Raw genomic sequence first — 23,295 nt, forward strand, 5'->3', positions numbered from 1 at the left:
ATCCGATGTCCTTTAAATGGTCGCGATCACCCGTCAGCGCCACCCCCAACACTCCAGCCGTAAATCGTGATCTTCATTTCTCATGGCTGCTTTGTCGCTGGTAGTGGGTAATACGTGCGCCACCTGGAGATCAGCGCTGGGAACCCGGCTGCCTGACCGCTGAAGGCGTCAGCCGAGCCGTCATCGGCGCCAGAAAGCGTCGTGGGCGCGCTGGTCGGCCACATATTCCCAGCGTTCCACGACCAGCCCTCGCTCGAAGCCGTAGACGTTGAAATTGTCCATCTCGACGCGCTCCCCACGGCGCTCCGCTGTCCAGCGGTGCAGAGTGACCGAGTAAGAGTCGTTGGCCTGTACAGAGAGCAGCCCGGTCTGGAAGGTGCCGCCCGTCTCTTCGAGCACGAGCATGCCGAGCCTGATGATGGCGTCCTTGCCGCGATGCTCGCCTGCCACGATGCTGTCGCCGCCGATGTGGAAGACGGCGTCGTCGGCGATCAGGTCGAGATAACCGGTGAGATCGCCATTGCCGATCAGATCGTACAAGCGCCGGGTAAGCACGGCGTTCGGGTGTGTGTCGGCTCTCATATGGTCACCCTGCCGCAGCTGCGTGGTGGGATGGCATAGATCTTTGGTTATAGGTAGTGCTGGGGCCAGGTGAGAACGAGTACGCCCACTGCGTGACCACCGTGTGCCCAGGACGGCCTGGCAGCGCCTGCCAACAACGATCCAATGGCGTTTGGGCAGGTAAGGGGCCTAGTCCCCCTTCGCCAACCACCCTTACCATAACGTAAAGTAGCAACGATCTTACTCTGGGTAAATATGGAGTGTCAGGTCCTACCACCCTGGAGGAGACGTACATGCGTCGCATTCTGGCCGCCCTCGCAGCCACCACCCTCGCCACCACGGTGCTGGTCATCGGCACCACAGCACCAGCCGCAGCCCAAATCGATCCAATCGGAGCCCTCTGCGATCTGATCCCCGGTGACATCTGCGTGCAGTAAGAACTCCGCGCGGCGCCAGGCTTGCCCCCGCCCTCCGGCGAGGAAAAACGAGACCACCGCACTGCCCTCTGTTCGGGCGGGGGCAAGGCGCCTGCGGCGGCGCATGCCGGACGGTTTCTCCCGCCGCATCACCCAGACGCGCACGAGCCGGAACCGCTCGACATCCTCGGCGTTCACCACCGAGCACCGGCAGCCGCCGCACACCGAACGAGGGCCCACGTTCCCAGGTTTATCGCATCGCCGTGGCGCGTGCGCCCACGCCGACTTGTCCAGCTCCGCTCGTTCTCAACGTGGGCACGTAGACCTCCTACTCGATCGCCGACGCCACCAGCTGCGAAGGATCCTCCTCCAGTCGATCCCGCGAACGCAGGTAGATCAGCGTCGTCTCGAACGACTCATGTGCCAGCGCCTCCTGGATCTCGCGCGGCTTGGCACCGCGCGCCTCCGCGACCGACGCCCAGGTGTGCCGCAGCGTGTGCGGCGTCACTTTCGACTCGATCCCAGCCTGGCGAGCGATCCGCTGGACCAGTTCCCACGCCTTCTCCCGCGGGAGCGGGCGGCCCGAGGCGGTGGCGAACAGCGGCCCCCGAAGGTCCCGCAGCTCTACGCCCGCCCGGCGCGCCCGCTCAGCGAGGTACCGGTCCAGCGCGTACGCCGTCTCGACCGGCAGCTTCCGGTGGTGCGGCTTGCCGTCCCTCAGCGCCAGCCGCAATGTCCGGTAGCCACGTGCGAACCCGAGGTCGTCGACCTGCGCGTCCACCGCCTCCGAAATGCGCACCCCGACCTGGACCAGCAGCCGGATCAGCGCCGCGGTGCGCAGCCGCTCCCGGCCGTGGTCCTTGTCGGCCGCCTCGACGAGGGCGTGCGCCTCGCCCTCCGTCAGGGCCGCCGTTTCCGAGCGGCGTCGAGGGATGTTCGGCCTGCCCGCCTCCGCGAACGGGTTGAACCTCGCGGCGTCGTTCTTGATCAGGTACTTGTACCAGGCCGACACCGCCGACATCCGCTGCGCGATCGTCTTCGGCGCCGGCGGATCGTCCCCGGCCGCGAACGCGGTCTCGACCATCCACCGGGCGTACAGCTCGGCGTGCCGCACCGACATCTCCAGCGGGTCCAGCCCGATGCGCTCGCAGTACGTGAACCACGGCCGGATCGCTCGCCGGTACGCGTCGCGGGTGTTCGGCGACCGGCGGGTCTCCAGCCACAGGTGCGTGATCTCGATGACGAGCGGCGGCAGGACAAGCGGAAGCGTGACCTCTTCGCCCCGGGCGACGGCCGGCTCAGCGGTCATCGATCGTCACCGACGCCGTACGGCCGCGGCTGCCCCACCGGAGGCATCTTTTCCGATGCTCTCGCTGGCAAGGCTCATCAGGCGACCTTCCGGAAGACGACGGTCGCGTGGTAACGGTTGTGATGCTCCCCGTCCGGCTCCGCTTCTGCGCTGATGACGTCCAACTCGGCACTCGACCCGAAGAACGAGAGGGCCTGCGCCACGGCGGCCTCTCTGATCTCATCTGGCGTTGCTCCGTTTACGGCGACGCGCAGGGTCAGCGGAAATGATCGCACGCTCATGGGTGATCTTCCTTCGCTGATAGGTGATCTTCTTCGAGCGTAGCACGCGGAGCGGAACATAACCTGAATTATGTTCCGCTCTTATCGATCTCGGAGCGTGATTATCAAGGTTCGCCTACCATCGCCTCCACACCGGCCACCACACGACGCAACAGGGCGACACCCGACGGTTCACGCCGCCTGGCGCCGCGAATTGATCATCTTCCTCGCTGGCGTGCTCAGATCCGCCGCGCTTCCATCCCTATCGGCATCAATAGCCGATGCCCGAACCCGTACGAACGCCCGTCGCCGTCGCCAACTCGAACGGACCACCCGCCGAGCACCGGCCCTTCAGGTCCGCCTTCAGCGACTCCCGCTCAGCACCGCACGCCGTACCGGCGCCCCCACTGCCGGATCGTCACCGCCCCGGCCCAGCCGGACAGCAGCAGTCTTCGCCGTCGCAGGGGACTCCGGTTCTGTTCCACACCGCCCGGCGCCTGGCCAGCGGAACCGTCCTCGTGACCACCCGCCCGCCCATCCCGATCATGACCGCGATCGGCGCCGCCATCTCGGCTGATCCAGGGCCTGCGAGCGCCGAAAAAATCTTCTGAACTCATGTCGATCCGCGTCGGGAGCGTTCGACGCGTTGGTGACGACAACGACAACCCACCCGATGGAGGGATTCACCATGCAGAAGATCACCCCCTACCTGTGGTTCGACAACCAGGCCGAGGAGGCCGCCACCTTCTACACCTCGCTCTTCGCCGACTCCCGGATCCTCGACGTCCAGCGCTACGGCGAGGCGGGCCCCGGTCCGGCCGGGACGGCGATGATGGTCTCGTTCGAGCTGGCCGGGCAGCGGTTCCTGGCGCTGAACGGCGGCCCGGAGTTCACGTTCAACGAGGCCATCTCGCTTTACGTCGACTGCCAGTCCCAGGAGGAGGTCGACGAGCTGTGGGCCAAGCTCACCGAGGGCGGCGAGGAGTCGCAGTGCGGCTGGCTGAAGGACCGGTGGGGCCTGTCCTGGCAGATCATCCCCGGCCGGTTGCACGAGCTGCTGCAGCACCCCGACCCGGCCAAGGCCCAGCAGGCCATGCAGGCGATGCTCGGGATGCAGAAGATCGACATCAAGGCGCTGGAGGAGGCTGCCGGGTGATCGGCACAGCAAGGATCATCCGAATGGCGTCCGCTATGTGAATGACGATGACGCACCCCGTCGGCTGAGCCGCGACGAGTCCCAAGGCCCCGTACGAGGGAACGGCTCCTGGAGGCCGCCGCGCGGGTGTTCGCTCGCAACGGGTTCGCCGGCGCCTCGGTGGAGGAGATCCGCCGAGGCGGCCGGCCACACCATGGGCGCGCTCTACTCCGGCTTCAGCGGCAAGCAGGCGCTGTCCCTGGAGTTGCTGTACGGCCTCGGCCCGCTTCCGTGGCCCAGTCCGGTTGGCCTCATTCAGCCCAGCCCGGCGTTCGGCGTGGCACAGAACAACGGCCTTGCGGCGCTCGGCGACGACGATCTTGCTTTTCTTGACCATCAAGACTCTCTGGCGCGGATCCGTGCGACTGCCTGCTCGGCGCCGATCCTGCCGACGATCTTGATCGCTCTGGTGCGGCAGCAGCCGGCGCTCGTCACGGCCGTCCACAACGCCCGCGAGGCGGCTCCGCTGCCCTACGCCTCCCTCCCCGGAACGTGATCTCCTGAGCTCCGCACGGCGGCGCGCGCCCCGCTAGATTCGATGCGAAAAGCCGGAGATTGTGAGGCGTGGGTGTCGGACGTACGTGGTTCCAAGGGACGAGGGCTGCGCCTGTACGGGTGGATGCTCGTGCTGGGCGCGGTGGTGCTGCTCGTTGACCAGGGCTCCAAGCTCTGGGCGATCTCCGCGCTGTCGGACGGTCAGAACATCACGGTGATCCCGCAGGTGATCCGGTTCCGGCTGCTGATGAACGCCGGTGCCGCGTTCTCGATCGGCGAGAGCGTGACGTGGGTGTTCACCCTGGCGGCGGCGGCCGCGGTCGCCGGCATCCTCTACACCGGGCGCCGGCTGCGCTCCCCCGGCTGGACGGTGGCGCTGGGCGGGCTGCTCGGCGGCGCCACGTCCCACCTGCTCGACCGCCTCTTCCGCCCGCCCGGCTTCGCCCAGGGGCATGTCGTCGACTTCATCGACTACGGCGGCCTCTTCGTCGGCAACGTCGCCGACATCGCCCTCACCGGGAGTTGCGCCCTGCTCCTGCTGCTCAGCCTGCGCGGCGTCCCCATCGGTGACGCGGCCGAGGCGGAACGGCCGTCCGCGTAGGGAGGTCCGCGTAGGTACGTCGGGCCGGGCAGGGGGTTGGGGCCGGCCGCTCACAGCGGGGCGGTCCACCACTCCGACGCGATCGAGAGCCCGGCCAGGCCGAGCGCCTCGCGTTTGGCGCCGTCCTCGCGACCGCACACCACCACGACCTGGACGGCACCACGCCGGCGGGCCTCGTCCGTGACCGCGCGCAGGAGGTCGACGCCGATCGTGGCCCAGTCGTGGTCGTCCATCACCGCGTAGTCGTCGAGGGTGCACGTCGGCCCGCCCGGGTCGTACACGGGAGGCGAGGGCACCAGCGAGCCGATAGCGAACCCGGCGAAACCGCCCTCCCGCTCGGCGACCCGGCAGATGACCTTCGGGTCGTCCACCAGCATGGCCAGGAAGGCCGTGTGGCGGGCCCGGGCGTCGGCCGCGCGCCGCCAGAAGACCGGCTGGTGCTGCTCGTACGTCTCCCGCCGCCGGTCCATCAGCGCGGCGATCGCCTCCACGTCACCGGACGAAGCACTCCTGATGGCAACCATGATCCCCATGCTAAAGGGGACCCGGCCGACCCCCAGGCACCGCCGCTCCCCCACCGGCCCCGCCGCTCGCCGACCCCCGCCACACAGCCGCCACCGCTCACCCGTCGGCGACCGCGGCAAGGAGCCGGGCGAGCTCGGCCGGCTTCGTGATCATGGGCCAATGGCCCGAGTCGATGTCGACGAGGTCGAGGTGCTTGGCCTCGGCGAGCTCCGGCACGTCGCCGTCGTCGATCCATCCCCGTGCCTGGGCGGGCGTGAACTCGGGACACACGACGACGACCGGCACCTCGAGCCGCCGCTCGTCCGTCAGGCGCACCACGCCCTTGGCCACCGCCTCGGGAACGGGGATCGCGGCGGAGGCGAAGCTTTCCTTGGCCTCCTCATCGAGGTCGGCAGAGTCCGCCCCCTCGAACGGCCCCCAGCCGGGGAAGGGCATGACACCGTCCTTCACCTCGAAGAAGTCGGCGTAGGCCGCCCCGTCGGCGGCCGGGAAGCCGCCGATGAGCGCGACCTTGGCGACCCGCTCCGGCCGGGCGTCGGCGGCCAGCCACGCCAGGGTGCTGGCGGCGGAATGCCCCACCACCATCGGCTTCTCCGAGGTGGAGTCCACCGCCGCCAGCACCGCCGCCACCTGGTCGTCGAGCGTGGCCGAGGCTGTTCCGTCGCCCTGCCCGGGCAGGGTGATCGGCACGGGACGGTGGCCGAGCGCCTCCAGCTCGGGCACGACCTCGCGCCATACGGATCCATCGAGCCACAGGCCGGCGATGAGCAGGATGTCCATGATCAGTTGTCTTTCTCGAGTGCGGTCAGATCACGTTCGGCGTAGAGACGGTGTTCCCATTCCTCGTTGAGGACGATGCTGAGACAGTCCTTGACGGGGAAGTTCTCCTCCTGCGGCCAGCCCGGCTCGGTGCGGCTCACCTCGGAGGCGAGTTGGTCGTCGGTGAGCGACTCCATGACTCCGCGCACCATCGCCTGCCGCTCGCCTCGGACCGCCAGCACCTCGTCGAGCGAGGGCCGTGCCGCGCGGTCCCACGGGATTCCGTCCCATCCCGGTGCTCCGTCCCACGGCAGGTCCAGCGGATGCCACGGCGAGGTGTCACCGAGGACCATCCGGCCCACCCAGGCGGCGGAGGCGAAGTTGAGGTGCCGGAGGGTCTGGATGAAGGACCACTCGTCGTCGACGCTGCGATGAAGGGCCTCTTCGGGGAACGTCCTCGCGCGGGCGACGGTGTCCGCCCACCGCCGCTCCAGGATCGCCCACGCCTCACGGAACCCGTCGGCGTCGCGGGGGCGCATCTTCGCCCGTTCGGGCATGCGACGGTTCAGCTCGGCGTCGACGAGCGGGGCTATGTCGACGCCGTTCACGACGACGTGCCCCAGCTCGCCGCTGATCTCGACGTCGACCAGCTCCACGCCGCGCAGCCGGCTCCGGTTGAACAGGGCGCCGCGGATGTGCGCGCCGGTGAAGTCGATCGCCTGCATGCGGGCGTCATTCAGGGACACCCGGCTGAAGGTGGCGGCCCGAAGGCTCACGCGCTCGAAGTCCGCTCCGCTGAGATCCTGCTCGTGGAACTCGGTCATGGGGCATCAGGGTAGGACCTGTTCCGGACGATCCGCTGCCGGTTCCGCCCGTGAGACGCCACGGAGGACGGCCGCCGGCAGGATGAGAGATCCAGCCGACCTGTCCACGACCACCACCCGCCTCCCGGGTCCCACTCCTGTTCCCGCCCATCTCGCCGGGTGCCTCCTGGTCCCGCAATCTCCCCACCGGACGCCTCGCCTCACGGACACCCCGCCAGGCCGGCAGGGTCATGCCACGGTCACCAAACCCGGCCATGGTGACAGCGGCCACTCGGTTGGGCCGCGCTGGGCGTACGACGTCCCACACAGCCGCATCGTCACGCTCGTGCATGGCGGACTGCCTCGTCCCAGGCCACGCGAACCGACTGAGACGGACATTTGTCCAAGCCACCGGCGCGCACCGGCCGCGACAGTGGGCTCATGACTATTCCCCCGGGGCTCGATGACCCCGCCAGTTCGACGACACCGATCCGCGGTCTTCTGAGCGGGAACCGCACGTGAACCGCGCGGTAAGCCGCCGACGGCGCCGCCTGATCGCCTCGGCCGTCCTGCTCGCCGTCGCCGCACTGCTCGTCGTGAACACGGTGGCGGTAGCGCGGCAGGGCGGCGAGGCCTCTGGGGACTCGACCCTGCCTCTCGAGGGCGGGAACACCTACGTGCACCAGGACGGCCCCCGCGATGCCCCGGCACTGGTACTGATCCACGGGCTCGCCGCGTCGACCCGCTGGTGGGACCCGCTGGTTCCGATGCTGGCGAGGTCCTATCGCGTCATCCGGGTCGACCTGCTCGGGCACGGCCGGTCAGCCAAACCGGCCGGCGGCGGCTATACGATCCCGGAGCAGGGACGCCGGGTCGGCGAGGCACTGGACCGGCTCGGCGTCGAGCGCGCCATCGTGGCCGGCCATTCCACCGGCGGCTCGGTCGCCGCCGCTCTCGCCGAGCAACGACGCGACCTGGTGACCGCGCTCGCGCTCATCGACTCCGGTCCCCATTTGGACGCCTTCTTCTCAGACGGGCTCGTCGGCCAGCTCTTGTTCGTCCCCGTCGTCGGGCAACTGCTGTGGCGGTTTCGGACGGACGAGATTGTTCGTCAGGGTTTGGACACCGCGTTCAGCCGCCGCGGCTACAAGATCCCACAGCAGCTCGTCAACGATGTACGCGGGATGACCTACCCCGCGCTCACCGCGACATCACGGGCAGCCGACGACTACCTGAAGCAGCGCGCGTTACCCGATCGGCTGAAGGTCCTCGGCAAGCCGCTGCTGGTGATCTTCGGCAAGGAAGACCGGAGATGGCGATCCTCCTCCGCCGCCGGCTACCACGCCGTTCCGGGTGCGAGAGTCGAGTTGCTGCCCGATGTTGGACACTCACCCATGCTCGAGGATCCGCCACGGACCGCCGCACCCCTCCTGGCCTTCACCGCGATCCATGCCGCGCGGGCGGACTGAACGAGACGATGAGCCGCATCCGTTCTGGCCCGTGATGGATCAGGCCGTTCGTGGCGGGCATCCAGGGGTTTCTGGTGAGGGCGTCGAGCGGATGGATGCCGTGGTTGCGGGCGGTGCCGAGGTAGGAGCGGATGAGGCAGTTGCAGCTGCGGTGCGTACGCTGCGGCTGCTCGGTGGGGGTGAACGGCACAGTGAAGTCGACCACAGAACGCCAGACCTGGTGGGCGCTGGTGGCCGTGCCCCTGGCCACCGCGGTGTCGTAGCGGGCGCGCAACGCGTTCAAGACGTCGTCATCCAGTGCGGTGGCGGCTTCGGCGCGGGCCTTGGCGACAGTCGCTGCGACGTCGGTCAGGGCTTGGGCGGCAGGCCGGTCCAGCAGCGTTGTACCCGGCTGTCATCGGCGTCCAGGTCGGGGTGTCGAATACGTACCCCCTGGCCGCGACCTGCCCAGGCACACCGGCCAGCGTCCGACCGCAATCGACGCATGCATGGGGGCCACGATGGTCACCTGGTCCGATTCGGCCTGCCGCACCAGCGCGTGACCCTCATGCCCAGCCTGCCCACCACGCGGCCGAGGCGAAGGCTTCTTCGGCTTTGCTGACCCGTTTGGCCCGCGCCGCCGGACCGTACCCGCCGCTTCAGCTGCTCGATCTCGGCCAGCAAGGCCGCGACGCCGCATCCCGCTCGGCCAACGCGGCCAGCGACTCCTCACGGCTCAGATCATCGCGCTCACCAGAGGAGGAAACCCCCTCGAGGTACGAACACAATCCCGCAACACCCACACTCACCCGAAACCGGCGCTCCGCCCCATACCCAACGCGGATCAACGACGAGCCTGAACGGATACGGACGAAATCGGGTTGCGGGGTGGGACGCCGGTCGGAAAAGGTGCCGGGGTGGTGGAGATTCTCCTGTTGCCGGGCGGTGGGCGCACGTCTGCGGACTGGCGATCGGCCGCCCCGCTGCTGGAGGCGGCGGGCCTGCGTACGGTGGCGGTCGAGCTGCCGGAACTGGGCTCGTGGTCCTGGGCCGGGGCCGTGGCGTACGTGGGCGAGACGATCGAGCGCCACGGCCTGACGCGCCCAGCCGTGGCCGGGCACTCCCTGGGCGGCATCGTCGCAGCACTATGGGCGACGGAACACCCCGAATGCCCGCTCGCGGTCAACCTGGACGGGCACACCAATCCCACCGGCCCCTTCGAGGGGGTCGACCCGGTCGAGGCCGAGCGTACGATGCGCGCGTTCCTCGCCGAGGAGACAACGAACGATCCGGAGATGTCCCACTTCATCGCCCAGATGGACGCGCTCGACCTGCTCGACGTCTACCGGCGCCCCCGCTGCCCCCTCCTCGTCGTCTCCTCCAGCGGCGCCGACCTGAGCGCGATGCTGCCCCCGGACGTCTCGGCGGCCTTCGACGCCTACGTCCGGGGCTTCGCCCGCGAACTGACGGCGGCCGCCGAGCAGACCCCGTTGCTCTCCCTCGCCGACCTCGCCACCGGCCATGACATGCACCTCCAGGCCCCGCACGAGGTGGCCGACCTGATCCTCACCCACCTGACCACGCGTCCACGATGAACTCCAACCGTAATGCACCGATTTCCCCCTCAATTCCAGCAAAGTCATTCAAAATCGCACCGCCCCCGCGCCGAATTATCCCAATATCACCAGTGACACGACTTCAACTCCGCGGCACACATAATTCACAAGCGACGAAATCGTCCACGATATGTCCGTCCCCTGTCCGGTCAATGTCCTATTTCTGACCTGGAGCAATGCCCCCTGACCCATGAAAATGGAGACGTACGGGCCGCGCTGCGGCCGGACATTCAACCGGGGGAAGGAAACACATGCGTCGACCCATCACATTCGGCCTCTCCATGCTCGCCGCGAGCGCAACGCTCTTCGCGTCGGCCGGCACGGCCCGAGCCGACGAGAACGGGCCATCCGGCTGCAACAACAACGTATGCATTTACACCGCCTACACCGGCTCCGGATATCAGGTCTGGGGCGAATTCGACCACACCAACGTTCAGGACGGTCACCTGGACTTCTGGGGCCCCGGCCGGCCCAGGGTCAGCTCGCCCAACGGCTACTGGCCCGCCAACCACGACACCCGGCGCTACGCCGGAAAGGGCAGCGGGAAGGTCTGCGCGGAGGGCTGGTCCCGCGTCGGAGGGAAGTGGAACTCGGTCGGCCTGCCCTGCGTGACGATCTGATCGCTGATCGCTGATCGCTGATCGCTGATCGCCGATCGGCGGGGGCGATCCATGAGCGGGCAGGCCTTCGGTGGACGACCGAACGCCTGCCCGGCACGGTTTGTGGCGCCGGAAAGCGGGAGGCGCGGCGAGAAGTGGGGCGTACCGGACGGGTAGACGGGACGGCACCCGGGCGGAGGCGTGGCGGGGATTTCGGTCTACCGTAAAGGGCATGGCGCCTTCGTGGAGTGACCAGGCGATCTGGTGGCAGGTCTACCCGCTCGGCTTCACCGGCGCCCCCATCACCCCGCCGACGCCGGGCAACGGCCCCGTACGGCACCGGCTGCGCCGGCTCCTGCCCTGGCTGGACCACGTGGCGGAGCTGGGCTGCACCGGGCTGCTGCTGGGCCCGATCTTCGCCTCCGAGACGCACGGCTACGACACCGTGGACCACTTCGCCCTCGACCCCCGGCTCGGCGACGACGCCGACTTCGACGCCCTGGTCGGCGAGGCCCGCGAGCGCGGCCTGCGGATCGTGCTCGACGGCGTGTTCAACCACGTCGGCCGCTCCTTCACCGGCGACGCCGGCTGGCTCAGGCGGGGGCCGGACGGCGACGTCGAGACCTTCGAGGGTCACGGGCGGCTGGTCGCGCTCGACCACGGGCAGGAGGGCGTACGCGATCATGTCGCCTCGGTGCTGACCCACTGGCTCGACCGGGGCGCCTCGGGCTGGCGGCTGGACGCGGCCTACGCCGTACCGGCCGGGTTCTGGAAGGCGGTGCTGCCCCGCGTACGGGCTCGCCACCCGCAGGCGTGGTTCGTCGGCGAGGTCATCCACGGCGACTACGCCGACTACGTCGCGCGCTCGGGCCTGGACTCCGTCACCCAGTACGAGCTGTGGAAGGCCCTCTGGAGCTCGCTCAACGACCGCAACCTGTACGAGCTCGCGCACGCCCTGGACCGGCACGACGCCATGCTCGCCACCTTCGCCCCGCAGACCTTCACCGGCAACCACGACGTCACCCGCCTGGCCAGCCGCCTGGACGACCCCCGCCACCTGGGCCACGCGCTGGCGGTGCTGTTCACGGTCGGGGGCGTGCCGAGCGTCTACTACGGCGACGAGCTGGGCCTGCGCGGCGTCAAGGAGGAACGGGAGGGCGGCGACGACGCCATCCGCCCGGCCTTCCCCGCCACGCCCGCACTCCGCGACCCCGACCACTCCCCTGCCTTCCCCGCCACCCCCGAGCCCACCAAGCCCGCCGAGTCCGCCGAGTCCGCCGAGCCCGCGGCGCCGTGCGCCTTCTCCGCCGATCTGCCGGAGGGCGCGTGGGAGGTGTTCGAGCTGCACCGCCGCCTGATAGCCCTGCGCCGCCGACGCCCCTGGCTGGCCCGGGCCCGCACCAGCGTGCACAATCTGGACAACCACGGCGCCGCCCTGCATACCGCCGGAGACGGCGGCGAGACCCTGCTCACCCTGCTCAACCTGGACGACGCCCCGCGCCGCTTCCCGCTGACCGACGAGCACGCGACCCTCGTGACGGAGGCGGGCGCGCCGGCGAACGACGACCCGGCCCTGGTCCCGCCCCACGGCTGGCGCATCCTCTCCTCCCGCGCTTGACCGCACCCCTCATCAGGCGCGCCCCTCGGGAGTACCTCCGCAGCGGTAGCCGCGCCCGCCCGTACCCCCTGCGAAGTAACGCACGTTGTCTCCGCCCGTACGACGACACGGCCAGTCCCCGGCGGCGATGCTCGAACCCTTGCCGAGCACGACCACCATGAAGGGCATCGTCCATGTCGTCTTTGATCCGCCACATCACCCCCGTCTCCCCTCAGCGCGCCAAGGGCGTGGTGGCTGAGGTGTACGCGCAGGTGAACGCCGAGTTCAGCAGCATCGGGCCGGCGGTGATGATGACGTCGCCCGCACCGGAGGTGATGGCGGCCGGCTGGTCACTGATGCGGGAGGCGCAGCTCGCGGGGGACGTTCCGCAGCTGGAGAAGATGGTGGTGGCGCTGGGGGTGGCGCAGGCCAACAGGCTGGAGTACGACGTCCAGGCGTTCCTGTCGGTGCTCCGTCTGCTGGGCGAGCATGAGCTCGCCGACACCGTCGAGCGCGGTGACCCGCCCGGCGACCAGCGGCTCGCGGCGCTGCTGAGCTGGGCGGCCGCCACCGGCGTGGCGAACCGGGAGCCGGAGCCGGCGCCGTTCCCGCGCGAGCGGGCCGCCGAGTACGTCGGCACCGCGCTGTTCGGGCATTTCGTCAACCGGGTGTCGGCGGCCATGCTGCCGGCCGGGCTGACGCCGGGCAGCATGGACCCGGACGACGAGCCGCCGTTCGAGGGTGCCCCCGTCCTGCGCGAGCTCGGCCAGGAGTTGCGGCCGGGCGCCACGCTGCCGCTGCTGGACGGGCTGCCCACCGGACCCGAGCCGAAGTGGGCAGCCGGCCTGCCGATCGGCACGGCGTACGCCGCCCTGGTCGCCACCGCGGCCCAGGGCAGCGGCCTGCTCTCACCGGCGGCGGCGAGCGCGGTCACGCGAGTGATCGCCGAGCACCGGGGGCGCCGCTTGTTCGGCGACGTGGACCAGGCGCTGACAGGGCTGCCGGGGCTGCTGGAGCTGCCGGAGCTGCCGGGGTTGTCGGAGCAGGAGGTTCTGGGTGCTCGGGTCGCGATCCTGGCCGGGCTGGCGCCGGAGACCCTCACCGATGAGGACGTGGCCGCCTGGCGCGCCACTGACCGGCGCTTCAGCGATCACTGCACCGTCTACCTGCTGTCCTACGGCGCGATGACGGCCGTCACGCACATCGAAACCGACATCACCGGCTGACACCCGAGCTCGGCCGCCCCAGCGGTACCGGCGCCCGCACCGAGCCGAGGCCGCGTCGCGGGCGGTGCCGGCGCCGAGGGACGGCCTGCACGGCGGGTGTCGCACGGGCAGGGCGAGCCGCTGCGGCACTGCGGTCATGCGGCGGCGGGCACCGGCGGCCGTGCTGATGGGGGGTGCCGACGGCGGCGGTGGGGTTGATGTCAACTCTGCTTGAGGTTCTAGCGTGGCTTTCCAGGCCGTCCGCAACCTGGCCGTCCGCAACCTAGCCGTCGGCAACGTACAGGGGGGATCGTGATGCGGCTGACCACCAGCCTGCCCATGGACGCGAACGGCGTGCGGGACCTCGCGCAGGCCCGCCACCTCCAGCAGCTCGGCTACGACGCCGTGGGGATGGCCGATGTGATCATCGGGGACGGCACGCCGGGGTGGGATCCCGCGGTCGTGCTCGCCGCCGCCGCGACCGCCACGGAGCGGATCGAGCTGGAGTTCGGCGTGCTCAGCCTGCCGCTGCGGCCGGTGGCGTGGGTGGCCGCGCAGGTGCAGGCTTTGCAGCACCTGTCGGGCGGGCGGGTGGTGCTCGGGGTCGGGATCGGCGGCTTTCCCGGCTCGCCGTTCTGGCGCGCGGTGGGCGCGCCGATGAGCGGGCGCGGACGCTGGACCGACGCCGCGTTGCAGGCGCTGCCGGGACTCGTTCGCGGGGAGCCGACCCGGGTGGGCGAGGCGGAGGTCACGCTGGGGCCGGCCGCAGCCGTCCCGCCGATCCTGGTCGGGGGCAACTCGGAGGCGGCCATGCGCCGGGCCGTCCTGTACGGGGACGGCTGGGCCCCGTCCCTCATCAGCCCGGCGGGCCTGGCTCCCAAGGTGGCGCGGCTGCGGGAGCTGGCCGGGGAGCTCGGCCGCCCGGTGCCGTCGGTGTCCGTCGGCGGGCACGCCATCCTGGTGGACGACCGGGCCGCCCTGGAGTCCTTCATCGGCAGCCTGGTCGGCATGCACGGCATGTCGGCGGAGGAGGCCCGGGACATCCCGGTCACCGGCGGGGTGGCGCAGGTGACCGATCGGCTGGCGGCGTACGCGGAGGCCGGGGCGGACGCGGTCGGCCTGGGCCTGGACGGCGGGGACTGGATGCGGCAGGCCGAGATCCTGGCGGAGGCCCGGGCACGGCTGTCCCGCTGACGTCCGCCACCTGTCCTGCGGCGCGGTGGCGCTACGTGCGCGCGCCACCCCACGCGACCGCGACGGCCGTCAGGCGCGGCGGCGGGCCCGGTAGGCGCTGGCCTTGGCGCGGTTCTGGCAGGACAGGCCGCAGAAGCGTCGTGAGGCGTTCCGCGTGACGTCGAAGAACACCAGCTCGCACCCGTCCGCCTCGCACGACCGCAGCCGTACCCCCTGCCCCACCCCGATCACCATGGCCAGCGCCGTGGCGGCGTCGGCGGCCCAGGCGTCCGGCAGGTCCGCCGCGGGCCCGTGGAAGGCCAGGACGGGCGGGTCGCCGTGCAGGTTCGGGACGGCGGCGTGGCGTACGAGGGCCTGGTTGAGGGCGGTGACGTCGCCGGCGAAGGCGGGGTACAGCTCGGCCGCCACCTCCGCGAGGCGGTCGGCGTCCGCGGACGTGAGGGCGCGGCTGGGCGTCCAGCCCTGGCGCAGGAACGCCTCCTCCAGCGCGGCCCGGCGGTCGGCGGGCGGGGTGACGGGGCGACCGCGGGCCCGGGTGACGTGCAGTTCGTTCACCAGGATGACGGCGAGCTCCGCCCACCTCCCGACATAACTGTCTATTTGCGATTGACCAGTGATGCGCCATGCCTCTATCGTCACTGGCATAGCTTATCTAGACAGTGAGGGATTGTGATGAGCGCATTGTCGAGGCTCGCCCGCAGCATGTGGCACCAGCTCGAGCCCATCCACGCCGTTCTGTACTTCTCGCCGGAGGCGTTCGCGGAGGCGGCGGCCCTCGGCTACGACGTGGAGTCGCGCTGGCCCAGCTATTTCGCCTACCGCACGGCGCCGCTCGGGCGGGCCGGCGCGCGGCTCGCCACCGCGCTCTACTACAGCTTCAGCCCGGACATGGTGGCCGGGCACGTGCCCGGCGTCTGGGACGTCGCCGCGCCCGAGAAGGTGCTGGAGGCGCGACTGAAGGCGGTGGACAAGACCTATCGCAGGCTGCTCGGCGACCAGGTGACCGGGCCGGGCGCGGCCGAGGCGGCGGAGCTGGCCAGGCGGGCGGCCGAGAGCGTGACGGTGGGCGGGCGGCCGTTCGCGGCGGCCAACCTGGACCTGCCGTGGCCGGACGAGCCGCACCTGGTGTTGTGGCAGGCCGCCACCGTGCTGCGCGAGCACCGCGGCGACGGCCACCTGGCGGCCCTGGCCGCGGCAGAGCTGGACCCGTGCGAGGCGCTGGTGTCGTTCGCGGCGATCGGGGCCGCGCCGGTGCGGAACTTCGCCGGGCGGGGCTGGAGCGAGCAGGAATGGGCCGAGGCCCGGGAGCGGCTGGCCGCGCGGGGGCTGGTCCAGGATGACGGGCAGGCCACCGAGCGCGGGCGGGCGCTGCGCGACCAGGTCGAGCGGATGACGGACGAGCTGGCCGCCGAGCCGTGGCGGCTCCTCGGGGAGGAGCGGGCCGGGCGGCTGGCCCAGCTCGCCTCGCCGTTCCTGGGCGCGGTGTTCGAGGCGGGGCTGCTGCCGATGACGAGCACGCTCGGCATCACGACGGTCCGGGTCCCCGACTGAGCACGCTCGGCATCACGACGGTCCGGGTTCCCGACTGACGAACAGCCCCGGGGGCACGCGGGCGGGTCAGGCGAAGCCGGGGGCGGGCTGCCACAGGCCCAGCTCGGTGCCCTGGTCGTCGGTGCAGGTGCAGCCGCGTCCCGACTTGCTGTCGAGCAGCTCGCCGGTGCGGCCCCCGAGCTCGCGCACCCGCTCGACCGCCGCGTCGATGTCGGTGACGTGGTAGTACAGGTTCGGCTGGGACGACGGGCCGCCGGCGACGAAGCCCATCGGCACGGTGGTGTTGGTGACGTGCAGGTACGTCTCGTGCTCCCGCTTGAACTCCCAGCCGAACAGCGCCCCGTAGAAGGCGGCCGCCCGGTCCAGGTCACGAACCGACAGGGTGTAGTAGCCGAGCTCGACAGGCATGTACGTACCTCCGCAATAATTGTCGCTGTCGTTAAGGATTAACAGCCTAACGGAAGCAGGCAAAGATTAACACCAACGTTAACGAAATCGACGCCACGCTGGCGGCGCTCGCCGACCCGACCCGGCGCAAGGTGATCGACCTGCTGCGCGACGGGCCGCGCCCGGCCGGCGAGCTGGCGCAGGCCGTGCAGATGAGCGCGCCCGCGCTCAGCAGGCACCTGCGCGTGCTGCGCGCGGGCGGTCTCGTCCGGGCCGAGGCCGGCGGGGCCGACGCCCGGCTGCGCCTCTACACGCTGCAGCAGGAGCCCTTCACCGCGCTGCAGGCGTGGCTGGACCAGGTGCAGGCGTTCTGGACCGAGCAGCTCGGCTCGTTCAAGGACCACGTGGAGCGCACCCGATGAACTCCGTACGGGCCAGCGTCACCGTCCCGGTCGACCCGGCGACCGCGTTCCGCGTCTTCACCGACGAGATCGACCACTGGTACGTACGCGGCCGCCACAGCTGGGTCGACCCCGCCCGCGCGGTCGGCATCCGGTTCGAGGACGGCTACCTGCGCGAGCTGTGGTCCGACGGCGGCCACGTCGACACCGGCAGGATCCTCACCTGGGAGCCGCCGCACCGCCTGGTCTGGGCCGACCTGATCAACGAGGGCGGCCGGATGGAGATCGAGGTGGCCTTCAGCGCCGTCGAGGGCGGCACCGAGGTGCTGCTGGAGCACCGCGGGCTGGACTCGTTGCCGGCGGACGTGGCCGGCCGGATCCGGCGCGGCTACTCCTGGAACATCGTGCTGGGCTGGTTCGCCGACCAGTGGGAGCCGGGCCGGGACGAGCAGGCGGGAGGCTAGCGGCGGCCGTACTTCTTGTGCACGGCCTGCTTGCTCACCCCGATCGCGTCGGCGATCTGGGCCCAGGCCAGCCCCGCCACCCGCGCCCGCCGGACCTGAACCGCCTCCAGGCGTTCGATCTCACGGCGCAGCGCGGTGGTGGCGTGCAGCGCCAGCAGCGGATCGTCGTCCTGCGCCTGTCTCATGAGGGCCGCCAGGTCGTTCGTCATGCACTAAAGGTAGTCCAGCAGCAGCGAACTGATCTCCTCGGGACGTTCGAGGGCCGGCAGGTGCCCGGCCCACTCCAGCTCCACCAGCCGCGCCCGGGGCAGCTCGCCGGCCAGGTGGTGGGCGCTGTGCAGGAAGTACGGAAGGTCGTGCGCGCCGGCCACCACCAGCGCCGGCACGTCGATGTCCGCCGGCGACACCTCGTGCTCGAACTGCTCGGGCTCCGGATCGGCGGCCAGCTGCACCTCGAACGCGTGCCGCTGCATCTCCACCACCCGCCGCCAGGCCACGTCCGTCGCCTCGGGGCCGAGCAGGGTGCGCGCGTTCAGCTCGGCGGCCCCCTGGACGTCGCCCCGTTCGAGCAGGCGCCCCTCCTCCTCCCAGTACGCCCGCAGGTCCGGCGTGGGCTCCAGCGTGGAGATGGGGTTGAGCAGCACCAGCCGCCCGGCGAGCCCGGCGGCCGCCAGCTCCAGCGCCACCCGGCCCGCGCCCGACGAGCCGACCAGCGCCGCCTGTGTGACACCCAGCGCGGCCAGCACGCGGGCCACGTCGTCGGCGTGGTTGTACGGCTTCTCCGCCCGGTAGGGGGTGTGCCCATATCCGCGGAAGTCCACCTTGATCACGCGGAAGCGCTCGGCCAGCGCCTCCCACTGGTGGTCCCACATGCCGGAGTCGGTCGCCGTCGAGTGCAGCAGCACCACCGGCTCGCCCGTCCCCCGCTCGGCGTGCCAGATCGTCATCGCGCCTCCACCACCATCCGCACGCCCAGCCCGATCAGCACCACGCCGGAGATCCGCTCCAGCCGCCGCCGGACCGCCGGACGCCCCAGCCACTCCTTGGCCTTGCCCACGGCCCAGATGAGCAGCCCGTACCACAGCAGGTCCACCGCCACCCACACCACGGCCAGGGTCACGAGCGTCAGCGGCACGTCCTGCCCGGCCGGGACGAACTGCGGCAGGAACGACAGCGCGAACACCGCCGCCTTCGGGTTGGCCAGGCACGTTCCCAGCCCCGCCAGGTACGGGCCGCGCCAGCCGGGCACCACCTCACCCTCGGGCGCGGGCGGGGCACCCTTGCGGGCCTGCCACAGCGCCTGGGCACCCATGATCACGAGGACGGCGGCGCCGGTCACGCGCATGACGTCGTAGGCCACCTGCGAGGCCACCAGCAGGGCCGACAGGCCGAACGCGGCGGCCAGCCCCCACAGCAGGATCCCGGTCTCGTTGCCCAGGGTGGCGGCCAGGCCGGAGCCGCGGCCCGCGCGCAGCGTCTGGCGCAGGATGATGGCGGTGCTGACCCCGGGCACCATGGCCACCAGGACGCAGGCGCCCGCGAATGCTAGAAGGTACATGCGCGGCATGCTGACAGACCCGGGGGCCGAATATCTCCTGGTTTTCCGTCCGCACGCCTCGACCGCACGGCTCCGTGACCGTCTCAGCCGTACGGCTCGGCCGGCCCGCCTCAGCCGTACAGCTCGGCCGGTCCCTGCGACCGCCTCAGCCGTAGAGCTTGGCCAGCTCCGCGACCGCCTCGCCCATCAGCGCGCGCAGCTCCGGCGGGCCGAGCACCTCGACGCCGGCGCCCATGCGCAGCAGCAGCCAGCGCGCGTGCGTGAGCGACTCGATCGGCACGGTGAGCGTGAGCCAGCCCTCGGGGTCGGGCGGCCCCGCGGCGGCCAGGGCGGCGCCCACCACGTCGGCGCCCATGGTGTAGGCCAGCAGGTCACCGTACCCGGGGGCGAGCTTGATGACGGCCTCGGCGGTGTACATGCGCTCGCGGAACTCCTTGGCGTACGCCGCCCAGAACTCGCCCAGGTCGAACCCCTCCGGCGGGGCGAAACGCCCGGGCAGCGTCTCCAGGGTCAGGATCCGCGCCACCCGGTACGTACGGGGGCTGCCGTCCGGCGGCGCGGCCACCAGATACCAGGAGCCCCCCTTGAGCACCAGCCCGTACGGATGGATGACCCGGTCCACCTCCTGCCGACCCCAGCGCCGGTAGGTCATGTGCAGCGGCCGCCGGTCCCACACCGCCTCGGCCACCTCGCTCAGGTGCGGCACGTCGTCGGCCGAGCGGTACCAGCCGGGCACGTCCAGCAGGAACCGCTCGCGCATCCGCGAGGCGTGCGAGCGCGGCTCGGGCGGCAGCGCGGCCAGCAGTTTCAGCTCGGCGTTGGCGGCCACCTCGCCCAGTCCCAGCTCGGCGGCGGGGCCGGGCAGACCGGCCAGGAACAGCGACGAGGCCTCCTCGGCCGTCAGCCCGTTGAGCCGGGTGCGGTAGCCGTCGAGCAGCTGGTAACCCCCGGCCGGTCCGCGGTCGGCGTAGACCGGCACGCCGGCCGCCGACAGCGCCTCCACGTCGCGGTAGACCGTACGGACCGACACCTCCAGCTCCGCGGCCAGCTCCGGCGCGGTCATGCGGCCGCGCGTCTGCAGGAGCAGGAGCAGCGAGAGGAGACGGCTGGCACGCATGCCCCCCATTGTATTGCTCACATATGTCGTGTTTGTATGAACACATGGAACGTGTGCGAGCCATCATGAACACCTTGAGGACCCAGGACAGCGTGTCCGTGGCCGAGCTGGCCGCCGAGCACGGCGTGTCCGAGATGACGATCAGGCGCGACCTGGACGAGCTGGCCCAGCAGGGGGTGGTGCGCCGCATCCGGGGCGGCGCGCTGTCGCTGCTGCTGCGCGGCGAGGAGCCGCCGTTCGGGGTGCGCGAGCGGGAGGCGGTGGAGGTCAAGCGGCTCATCGGCATGGAGGTGGCCGCGCTGATCGCCGACGGGGAGGCGGTGGTGCTGGACGGCGGCACGACCGCGCTGGAGGTGGCCCGGGCGCTGGTCGACCGGCGCGTGACCGTGCTGCCGCTGGCGTTGCAGGCGCTGATGTCGCTGGCCACCGCGCCGCGGGTGCGCCTGGTGCTGCCCGGTGGCGAGGTGCGCAAGGGCGAGCTGAACCTCATGGGGCCCCTCACCGAGAGCTCGATCAGGGCGCTGCGCTTCGACACGGCCGTGATCGGCTGCTGCGGCCTGTCGGCCGAGCACGGCCTGACCGCGCACGACCTGCCCGAGGTGGCGGTCAAGCAGGCGGCCATCGCCTCGGCGCGGCGGGTGATCGTGGCGTGCGACTCGGGCAAGTTCGCGCGTACGGCGTTCGGCGCGGTGTGCCCGATCACCCGGCTGGACGTGGTGGTGACCGATCCGGGCATCCCCCCGGAGGAGCGCGACGCGCTGGTGGCGGCCGGGGTGCTGGTCAGGGAGGCCGGGTGAGACGCGAGCGTACGGCCGTCTACCTGCTGTTCTTCCTGGCCGGCGCGGCCGTCGGCACGTGGACCGCGCGCATCCCCGCCATCAAGGAGCGCCTGGCGCTCGGCGACGGCCAGCTCAGCCTGGCCCTGCTGGCCATCGCGGCCGGGGCGGTCGTCGGGATGACGGCGGTGGGCCGCCTGGTCGACCGGTACGGCAGCAACCGGGTCATGATCCCGGCCGCCCTGGTGCAGGGCCTGGCGCTGGTCCCCGCCGCGTACGCCCCCGGCTTGGGGGCGCTGGCGGGGGCGCTGCTGCTGTTCGGGATCGTGCACGGGATCCTGGACGTGGCCATGAACGCCAACGCCGTGGAGGTGGAGCGGGCCCACGGGCGGCCGATCATGTCCTCCTTCCACGCCGTCTTCAGCGTCGGCGGGTTCGCCGGGGCCACGGCGGGCGGGCTGTCGGCCCACTACGGGCTGCCTCCCGCGCTCACGTTCTGGACTGCGGGGGCGGTGATCGCGGCGCTGGCGGTGTGGGCGGCGCGGTGGGCGCTGCGCTCGGCGCCCGCTCCCGCGCCGGCCGGTGGCGGGCGGGCCAGGCTGCCGAAGGGGGTCGTGTTCCTGGGCGTGCTGGCGTTCTGCTGCCTGGTGGGCGAGGGGGCCGCGGCCGATTGGAGCTCGGTCTACCTGCGCGAGGATCTGGCGGCCTCGCCGGGGTTCGCCGCCGCCGGGTACGCGGCCTTCTCCATCATGATGACGGCGGGCCGGCTGGCGGGAGACCGGCTGGCCGCCCGGTTCGGACCGGTGCCGCTGGTGCGCTGCTGCGGGCTGCTGGCGGCGGCCGGGCTGGGTCTGGCGCTGCTGGGCGGGCACCCGGCGGCGGGGGTGGCCGGGTTCGGCTGCTTCGGGGCGGGGTTGTCGTGCATCGTGCCCCAGGTGTTCTCGGCCGCCGGCCACCGCGACCCGGCCTTCGCGGGACGGGCGCTGGCACGGGTGGCCTCGATCGGCTACCTGGGCTTCCTGTCGGGCCCGGTGTTCATCGGCGCCGCCGCCGAGCTGACGGGCCTGCCGCGGGCACTGGCCATCCCGGCCCTGCTGGCCGCCTTCGTCGCCCTGGCGGCCACGGCCCTCCGGGTGCGCGGCGAGACCCGCGACCCAGCCGGACCCCGACCCCGCGAAGAGGCCCACCCGGAGCAGGTCTCAGCCGAACTGCTGCCAGCCGAGCCTGATCACCATCGCCACCACCACACATAGCAGCACGATCCGCACGAATGAGGCGCCACGCTTGAGCGCCATCCGCGCCCCGAACTGGGCGCCGGCCACGTTGCACACGGCCATGCTGAGCCCCAGCGCCCAGTTCACGTGCCCCTGCAGCCCGAACACCACGAGCGCCCCGACGTTCGTCCCGATGTTGATGATCTTCGCGGAAGCCGACGCGGAGACGAAGTCCAGCCCGAGGATGGTGGTGAAGGCGATGATGAGGAACGTTCCCGTCCCCGGCCCCATGATGCCGTCGTAGAAGGCGATCCCCACACCCGCAGTCGCCACTGCCGCGAACACCCGCGGCCTGGTACGCAGGTGCGGCACCGGCACGGCGCCCATCGCCGGCCGCAGCGTCACGAACGCGGCCACCGCCAGCAGCACCACCATGACGGCGGGCCGCAGCACCTCGGCCGAGATCGCCGCCGCCGCCCACGCCCCCAGCCCGGCGCACACCACGGCCATCACCGCACCCGGGATCGCCACCTGCCGGTCCACCTTGGTGGAGCGCGCGTACGCCACGGCGGCCGAGGTGGTGCCGAACACCGACGACAGCTTGTTGGTGGCCATCGCCTCGACCGTCGGAATGCCGGTCACCAGGATCGCGGGAAGCTGCAGCAGGCCGCCGCCGCCCACGACGGCATCGACCCACCCCGCCCCGGCCGCTGCGATCAGCAAGACCACGATCTGCTCCAGCGGCACGCGCCACTCCCCCGATTCCCCCAAGAAACGTCAAGAGTGTACAAGTCGGAAATCTGTTACTTGTCACCCCCTCACCTCAGGGGACACAGCAGCTCAGGCCGGGCACGACCGAAGGCCGGAAACGGCTTCCCCAACGGAAGGGCGAAAGCGGGGAGCAGCACCCGGCTGCTGGTCGTCGCCACGACATTCACCGGCGAGGACGGAGCCGCCGACCCCCTGGCCCCGTGACATGGCGAATGCCGGGAGCGGCGCGCCCCGCGACACGACACGCCGCCGCCCGACTCCTCAAAGTCGCCAGCTCCCGAGCTCCCGAGCTCCCGGTACCTTCCCGGAACCTTCCCGGAACCCCTGGACCCTTCCAGCCAATCCCCGGTCTCCCCCGAACTCTCGGAACCTGCTCGACCCCTCGGGACCGCCCAAACCCTCGGGGACCTGCTCGACACCTCGGGACCTGCCCGAACCCTCGGGATCTCCGCGAACTCGGGACCCTCCGACCC

The 23,295-nt window shown here is 71.3% G+C and carries 29 protein-coding genes; 15 read left to right on the top strand and 14 right to left on the bottom strand.

Going from position 1 to position 23,295, the window contains the following annotated elements:
* Positions 1–180 precede the first annotated feature (180 nt).
* Positions 181–582: a nuclear transport factor 2 family protein gene (locus tag ACBJ59_RS00760; protein WP_375108220.1), complete on the bottom strand. Its 402-nt coding sequence runs from the start codon at positions 580–582 to the stop codon at positions 181–183.
* Between the two features lie 272 nt (positions 583–854).
* Here ACBJ59_RS00760 and ACBJ59_RS00765 point away from each other — a divergent pair, with 272 nt between their 5' ends.
* Positions 855–998, top strand: a complete 144-nt coding sequence (locus ACBJ59_RS00765) for a hypothetical protein (RefSeq protein ID WP_375108221.1) — start codon at positions 855–857, stop codon at positions 996–998.
* 307 nt (positions 999–1,305) lie between these two features.
* Here ACBJ59_RS00765 and ACBJ59_RS00770 read toward each other — a convergent pair whose 3' ends face one another.
* Together ACBJ59_RS00770 and ACBJ59_RS00775 are read right to left on the bottom strand one after the other, a co-directional pair.
* Positions 1,306–2,286 (bottom strand): tyrosine-type recombinase/integrase, encoded by a 981-nt coding sequence (locus tag ACBJ59_RS00770; RefSeq protein WP_375108222.1) that lies wholly within the window; start codon positions 2,284–2,286, stop codon positions 1,306–1,308.
* Positions 2,287–2,363: 77 nt separating this feature from the next.
* Positions 2,364–2,567: a hypothetical protein gene (locus ACBJ59_RS00775; RefSeq protein WP_364137314.1), complete on the bottom strand. Its 204-nt coding sequence runs from the start codon at positions 2,565–2,567 to the stop codon at positions 2,364–2,366.
* Positions 2,568–3,234: 667 nt separating this feature from the next.
* Between ACBJ59_RS00775 and ACBJ59_RS00780 the strand changes: the two genes are divergently transcribed.
* The 3 genes from ACBJ59_RS00780 (at position 3,235) to ACBJ59_RS00790 (ending at position 4,837) form a co-directional block, all read left to right on the top strand.
* Positions 3,235–3,702: a VOC family protein gene (locus tag ACBJ59_RS00780; RefSeq protein ID WP_375108223.1), complete on the top strand. Its 468-nt coding sequence runs from the start codon at positions 3,235–3,237 to the stop codon at positions 3,700–3,702.
* 193 nt (positions 3,703–3,895) lie between these two features.
* Positions 3,896–4,237 carry a hypothetical protein gene (locus ACBJ59_RS00785; protein WP_375108224.1) on the top strand — a complete coding sequence of 114 codons (342 nt, stop codon included), beginning with the start codon at positions 3,896–3,898 and terminating at the stop codon, positions 4,235–4,237.
* A gap of 72 nt (positions 4,238–4,309) precedes the next feature.
* Positions 4,310–4,837: a signal peptidase II gene (locus ACBJ59_RS00790; protein WP_375108225.1), complete on the top strand. Its 528-nt coding sequence runs from the start codon at positions 4,310–4,312 to the stop codon at positions 4,835–4,837.
* 50 nt (positions 4,838–4,887) lie between these two features.
* Here ACBJ59_RS00790 and ACBJ59_RS00795 read toward each other — a convergent pair whose 3' ends face one another.
* The 3 genes from ACBJ59_RS00795 to ACBJ59_RS00805 form a co-directional block, all read right to left on the bottom strand.
* Positions 4,888–5,361 carry a GNAT family N-acetyltransferase gene (locus ACBJ59_RS00795; protein WP_375108226.1) on the bottom strand — a complete coding sequence of 158 codons (474 nt, stop codon included), beginning with the start codon at positions 5,359–5,361 and terminating at the stop codon, positions 4,888–4,890.
* A gap of 97 nt (positions 5,362–5,458) precedes the next feature.
* Positions 5,459–6,142 carry an alpha/beta fold hydrolase gene (locus ACBJ59_RS00800; protein WP_375108227.1) on the bottom strand — a complete coding sequence of 228 codons (684 nt, stop codon included), beginning with the start codon at positions 6,140–6,142 and terminating at the stop codon, positions 5,459–5,461.
* Between the two features lie 2 nt (positions 6,143–6,144).
* Positions 6,145–6,945, bottom strand: a complete 801-nt coding sequence (locus tag ACBJ59_RS00805) for a DinB family protein (protein WP_375108228.1) — start codon at positions 6,943–6,945, stop codon at positions 6,145–6,147.
* 497 nt (positions 6,946–7,442) lie between these two features.
* On the opposite strand from ACBJ59_RS00805, the gene ACBJ59_RS00810 reads away from it, so the two are divergent.
* Entirely contained in the window at positions 7,443–8,393 is a 951-nt protein-coding gene (locus ACBJ59_RS00810; protein WP_375108229.1) for an alpha/beta fold hydrolase, read from the top strand.
* Here ACBJ59_RS00810 and ACBJ59_RS00815 read toward each other — a convergent pair.
* On the bottom strand, positions 8,362–8,676 hold the full coding sequence (locus tag ACBJ59_RS00815; protein WP_375108230.1) for a hypothetical protein: 315 nt from the start codon (positions 8,674–8,676) through the stop codon (positions 8,362–8,364). The two genes, ACBJ59_RS00810 and ACBJ59_RS00815, sit on opposite strands and share 32 nt — an antisense overlap.
* Before the next feature lie 613 nt (positions 8,677–9,289).
* Between ACBJ59_RS00815 and ACBJ59_RS00820 the strand changes: the two genes are divergently transcribed.
* From ACBJ59_RS00820 to ACBJ59_RS00840, 5 genes are all read left to right on the top strand, one after another.
* The gene (locus ACBJ59_RS00820) at positions 9,290–9,967 is read left to right on the top strand and encodes an alpha/beta fold hydrolase (protein WP_375108231.1); all 678 of its coding nucleotides are present in this window, start codon (positions 9,290–9,292) and stop codon (positions 9,965–9,967) included.
* A gap of 272 nt (positions 9,968–10,239) precedes the next feature.
* Positions 10,240–10,608, top strand: a complete 369-nt coding sequence (locus ACBJ59_RS00825) for a hypothetical protein (RefSeq protein WP_375108232.1) — start codon at positions 10,240–10,242, stop codon at positions 10,606–10,608.
* A 211-nt stretch (positions 10,609–10,819) separates the two neighbouring features.
* Positions 10,820–12,205, top strand: coding sequence for an alpha-amylase family glycosyl hydrolase (locus ACBJ59_RS00830; protein ID WP_375108233.1), 1,386 nt, complete (start codon positions 10,820–10,822; stop codon positions 12,203–12,205).
* 173 nt (positions 12,206–12,378) lie between these two features.
* Positions 12,379–13,410, top strand: coding sequence for a DNA-binding protein (locus ACBJ59_RS00835; RefSeq protein WP_375108234.1), 1,032 nt, complete (start codon positions 12,379–12,381; stop codon positions 13,408–13,410).
* A gap of 294 nt (positions 13,411–13,704) precedes the next feature.
* Entirely contained in the window at positions 13,705–14,583 is an 879-nt protein-coding gene (locus ACBJ59_RS00840; protein WP_375108853.1) for an LLM class flavin-dependent oxidoreductase, read from the top strand.
* Between the two features lie 69 nt (positions 14,584–14,652).
* On the opposite strand, the gene ACBJ59_RS00845 is transcribed toward ACBJ59_RS00840, so the two are convergent.
* The gene (locus tag ACBJ59_RS00845; protein WP_375108235.1) at positions 14,653–15,138 is read right to left on the bottom strand and encodes a CGNR zinc finger domain-containing protein; all 486 of its coding nucleotides are present in this window, start codon (positions 15,136–15,138) and stop codon (positions 14,653–14,655) included.
* A 117-nt stretch (positions 15,139–15,255) separates the two neighbouring features.
* On the opposite strand from ACBJ59_RS00845, the gene ACBJ59_RS00850 reads away from it, so the two are divergent.
* Positions 15,256–16,134: a hypothetical protein gene (locus ACBJ59_RS00850; RefSeq protein ID WP_375108236.1), complete on the top strand. Its 879-nt coding sequence runs from the start codon at positions 15,256–15,258 to the stop codon at positions 16,132–16,134.
* Positions 16,135–16,200: 66 nt separating this feature from the next.
* Here the strand turns inward: ACBJ59_RS00850 and ACBJ59_RS00855 are convergent, their stop codons facing one another.
* Positions 16,201–16,542 (bottom strand): VOC family protein, encoded by a 342-nt coding sequence (locus tag ACBJ59_RS00855; protein WP_375108237.1) that lies wholly within the window; start codon positions 16,540–16,542, stop codon positions 16,201–16,203.
* A 98-nt stretch (positions 16,543–16,640) separates the two neighbouring features.
* Here ACBJ59_RS00855 and ACBJ59_RS00860 point away from each other — a divergent pair, with 98 nt between their 5' ends.
* Together ACBJ59_RS00860 and ACBJ59_RS00865 are read left to right on the top strand one after the other, a co-directional pair.
* Positions 16,641–16,943 carry an ArsR/SmtB family transcription factor gene (locus ACBJ59_RS00860; RefSeq protein WP_375108854.1) on the top strand — a complete coding sequence of 101 codons (303 nt, stop codon included), beginning with the start codon at positions 16,641–16,643 and terminating at the stop codon, positions 16,941–16,943.
* The gene (locus tag ACBJ59_RS00865; RefSeq protein WP_375108238.1) at positions 16,940–17,386 is read left to right on the top strand and encodes an SRPBCC domain-containing protein; all 447 of its coding nucleotides are present in this window, start codon (positions 16,940–16,942) and stop codon (positions 17,384–17,386) included. Before ACBJ59_RS00860 ends, ACBJ59_RS00865 begins: the two co-directional genes overlap by 4 nt.
* Here the strand turns inward: ACBJ59_RS00865 and ACBJ59_RS00870 are convergent.
* From ACBJ59_RS00870 to ACBJ59_RS00885, 4 genes are all read right to left on the bottom strand, one after another.
* Positions 17,383–17,595, bottom strand: a complete 213-nt coding sequence (locus tag ACBJ59_RS00870) for a hypothetical protein (protein ID WP_127933033.1) — start codon at positions 17,593–17,595, stop codon at positions 17,383–17,385. The genes ACBJ59_RS00865 and ACBJ59_RS00870 overlap by 4 nt on opposite strands.
* A 3-nt stretch (positions 17,596–17,598) precedes the next feature.
* Positions 17,599–18,333, bottom strand: coding sequence for an alpha/beta fold hydrolase (locus tag ACBJ59_RS00875; RefSeq protein WP_375108239.1), 735 nt, complete (start codon positions 18,331–18,333; stop codon positions 17,599–17,601).
* Positions 18,330–18,944, bottom strand: a complete 615-nt coding sequence (locus tag ACBJ59_RS00880) for a LysE family translocator (RefSeq protein WP_375108240.1) — start codon at positions 18,942–18,944, stop codon at positions 18,330–18,332. The genes ACBJ59_RS00875 and ACBJ59_RS00880 overlap by 4 nt, the downstream gene beginning before the upstream one ends.
* A 145-nt stretch (positions 18,945–19,089) precedes the next feature.
* Positions 19,090–20,061, bottom strand: a complete 972-nt coding sequence (locus tag ACBJ59_RS00885; protein WP_375108241.1) for a helix-turn-helix transcriptional regulator — start codon at positions 20,059–20,061, stop codon at positions 19,090–19,092.
* 44 nt (positions 20,062–20,105) lie between these two features.
* On the opposite strand from ACBJ59_RS00885, the gene ACBJ59_RS00890 reads away from it, so the two are divergent.
* Positions 20,106–20,858: a DeoR/GlpR family DNA-binding transcription regulator gene (locus ACBJ59_RS00890; RefSeq protein WP_375108242.1), complete on the top strand. Its 753-nt coding sequence runs from the start codon at positions 20,106–20,108 to the stop codon at positions 20,856–20,858.
* On the top strand, positions 20,855–22,090 hold the full coding sequence (locus tag ACBJ59_RS00895) for an MFS transporter (protein WP_375108243.1): 1,236 nt from the start codon (positions 20,855–20,857) through the stop codon (positions 22,088–22,090). Before ACBJ59_RS00890 ends, ACBJ59_RS00895 begins: the two co-directional genes overlap by 4 nt.
* Here the strand turns inward: ACBJ59_RS00895 and ACBJ59_RS00900 are convergent.
* Positions 22,037–22,798 carry a TSUP family transporter gene (locus ACBJ59_RS00900; protein ID WP_375108244.1) on the bottom strand — a complete coding sequence of 254 codons (762 nt, stop codon included), beginning with the start codon at positions 22,796–22,798 and terminating at the stop codon, positions 22,037–22,039. The two genes, ACBJ59_RS00895 and ACBJ59_RS00900, sit on opposite strands and share 54 nt — an antisense overlap.
* Positions 22,799–23,295 lie beyond the last annotated feature (497 nt).

It is taken from the genome of Nonomuraea sp. MTCD27, from assembly GCF_041950495.1.
Taxonomy (GTDB): domain Bacteria; phylum Actinomycetota; class Actinomycetes; order Streptosporangiales; family Streptosporangiaceae; genus Nonomuraea.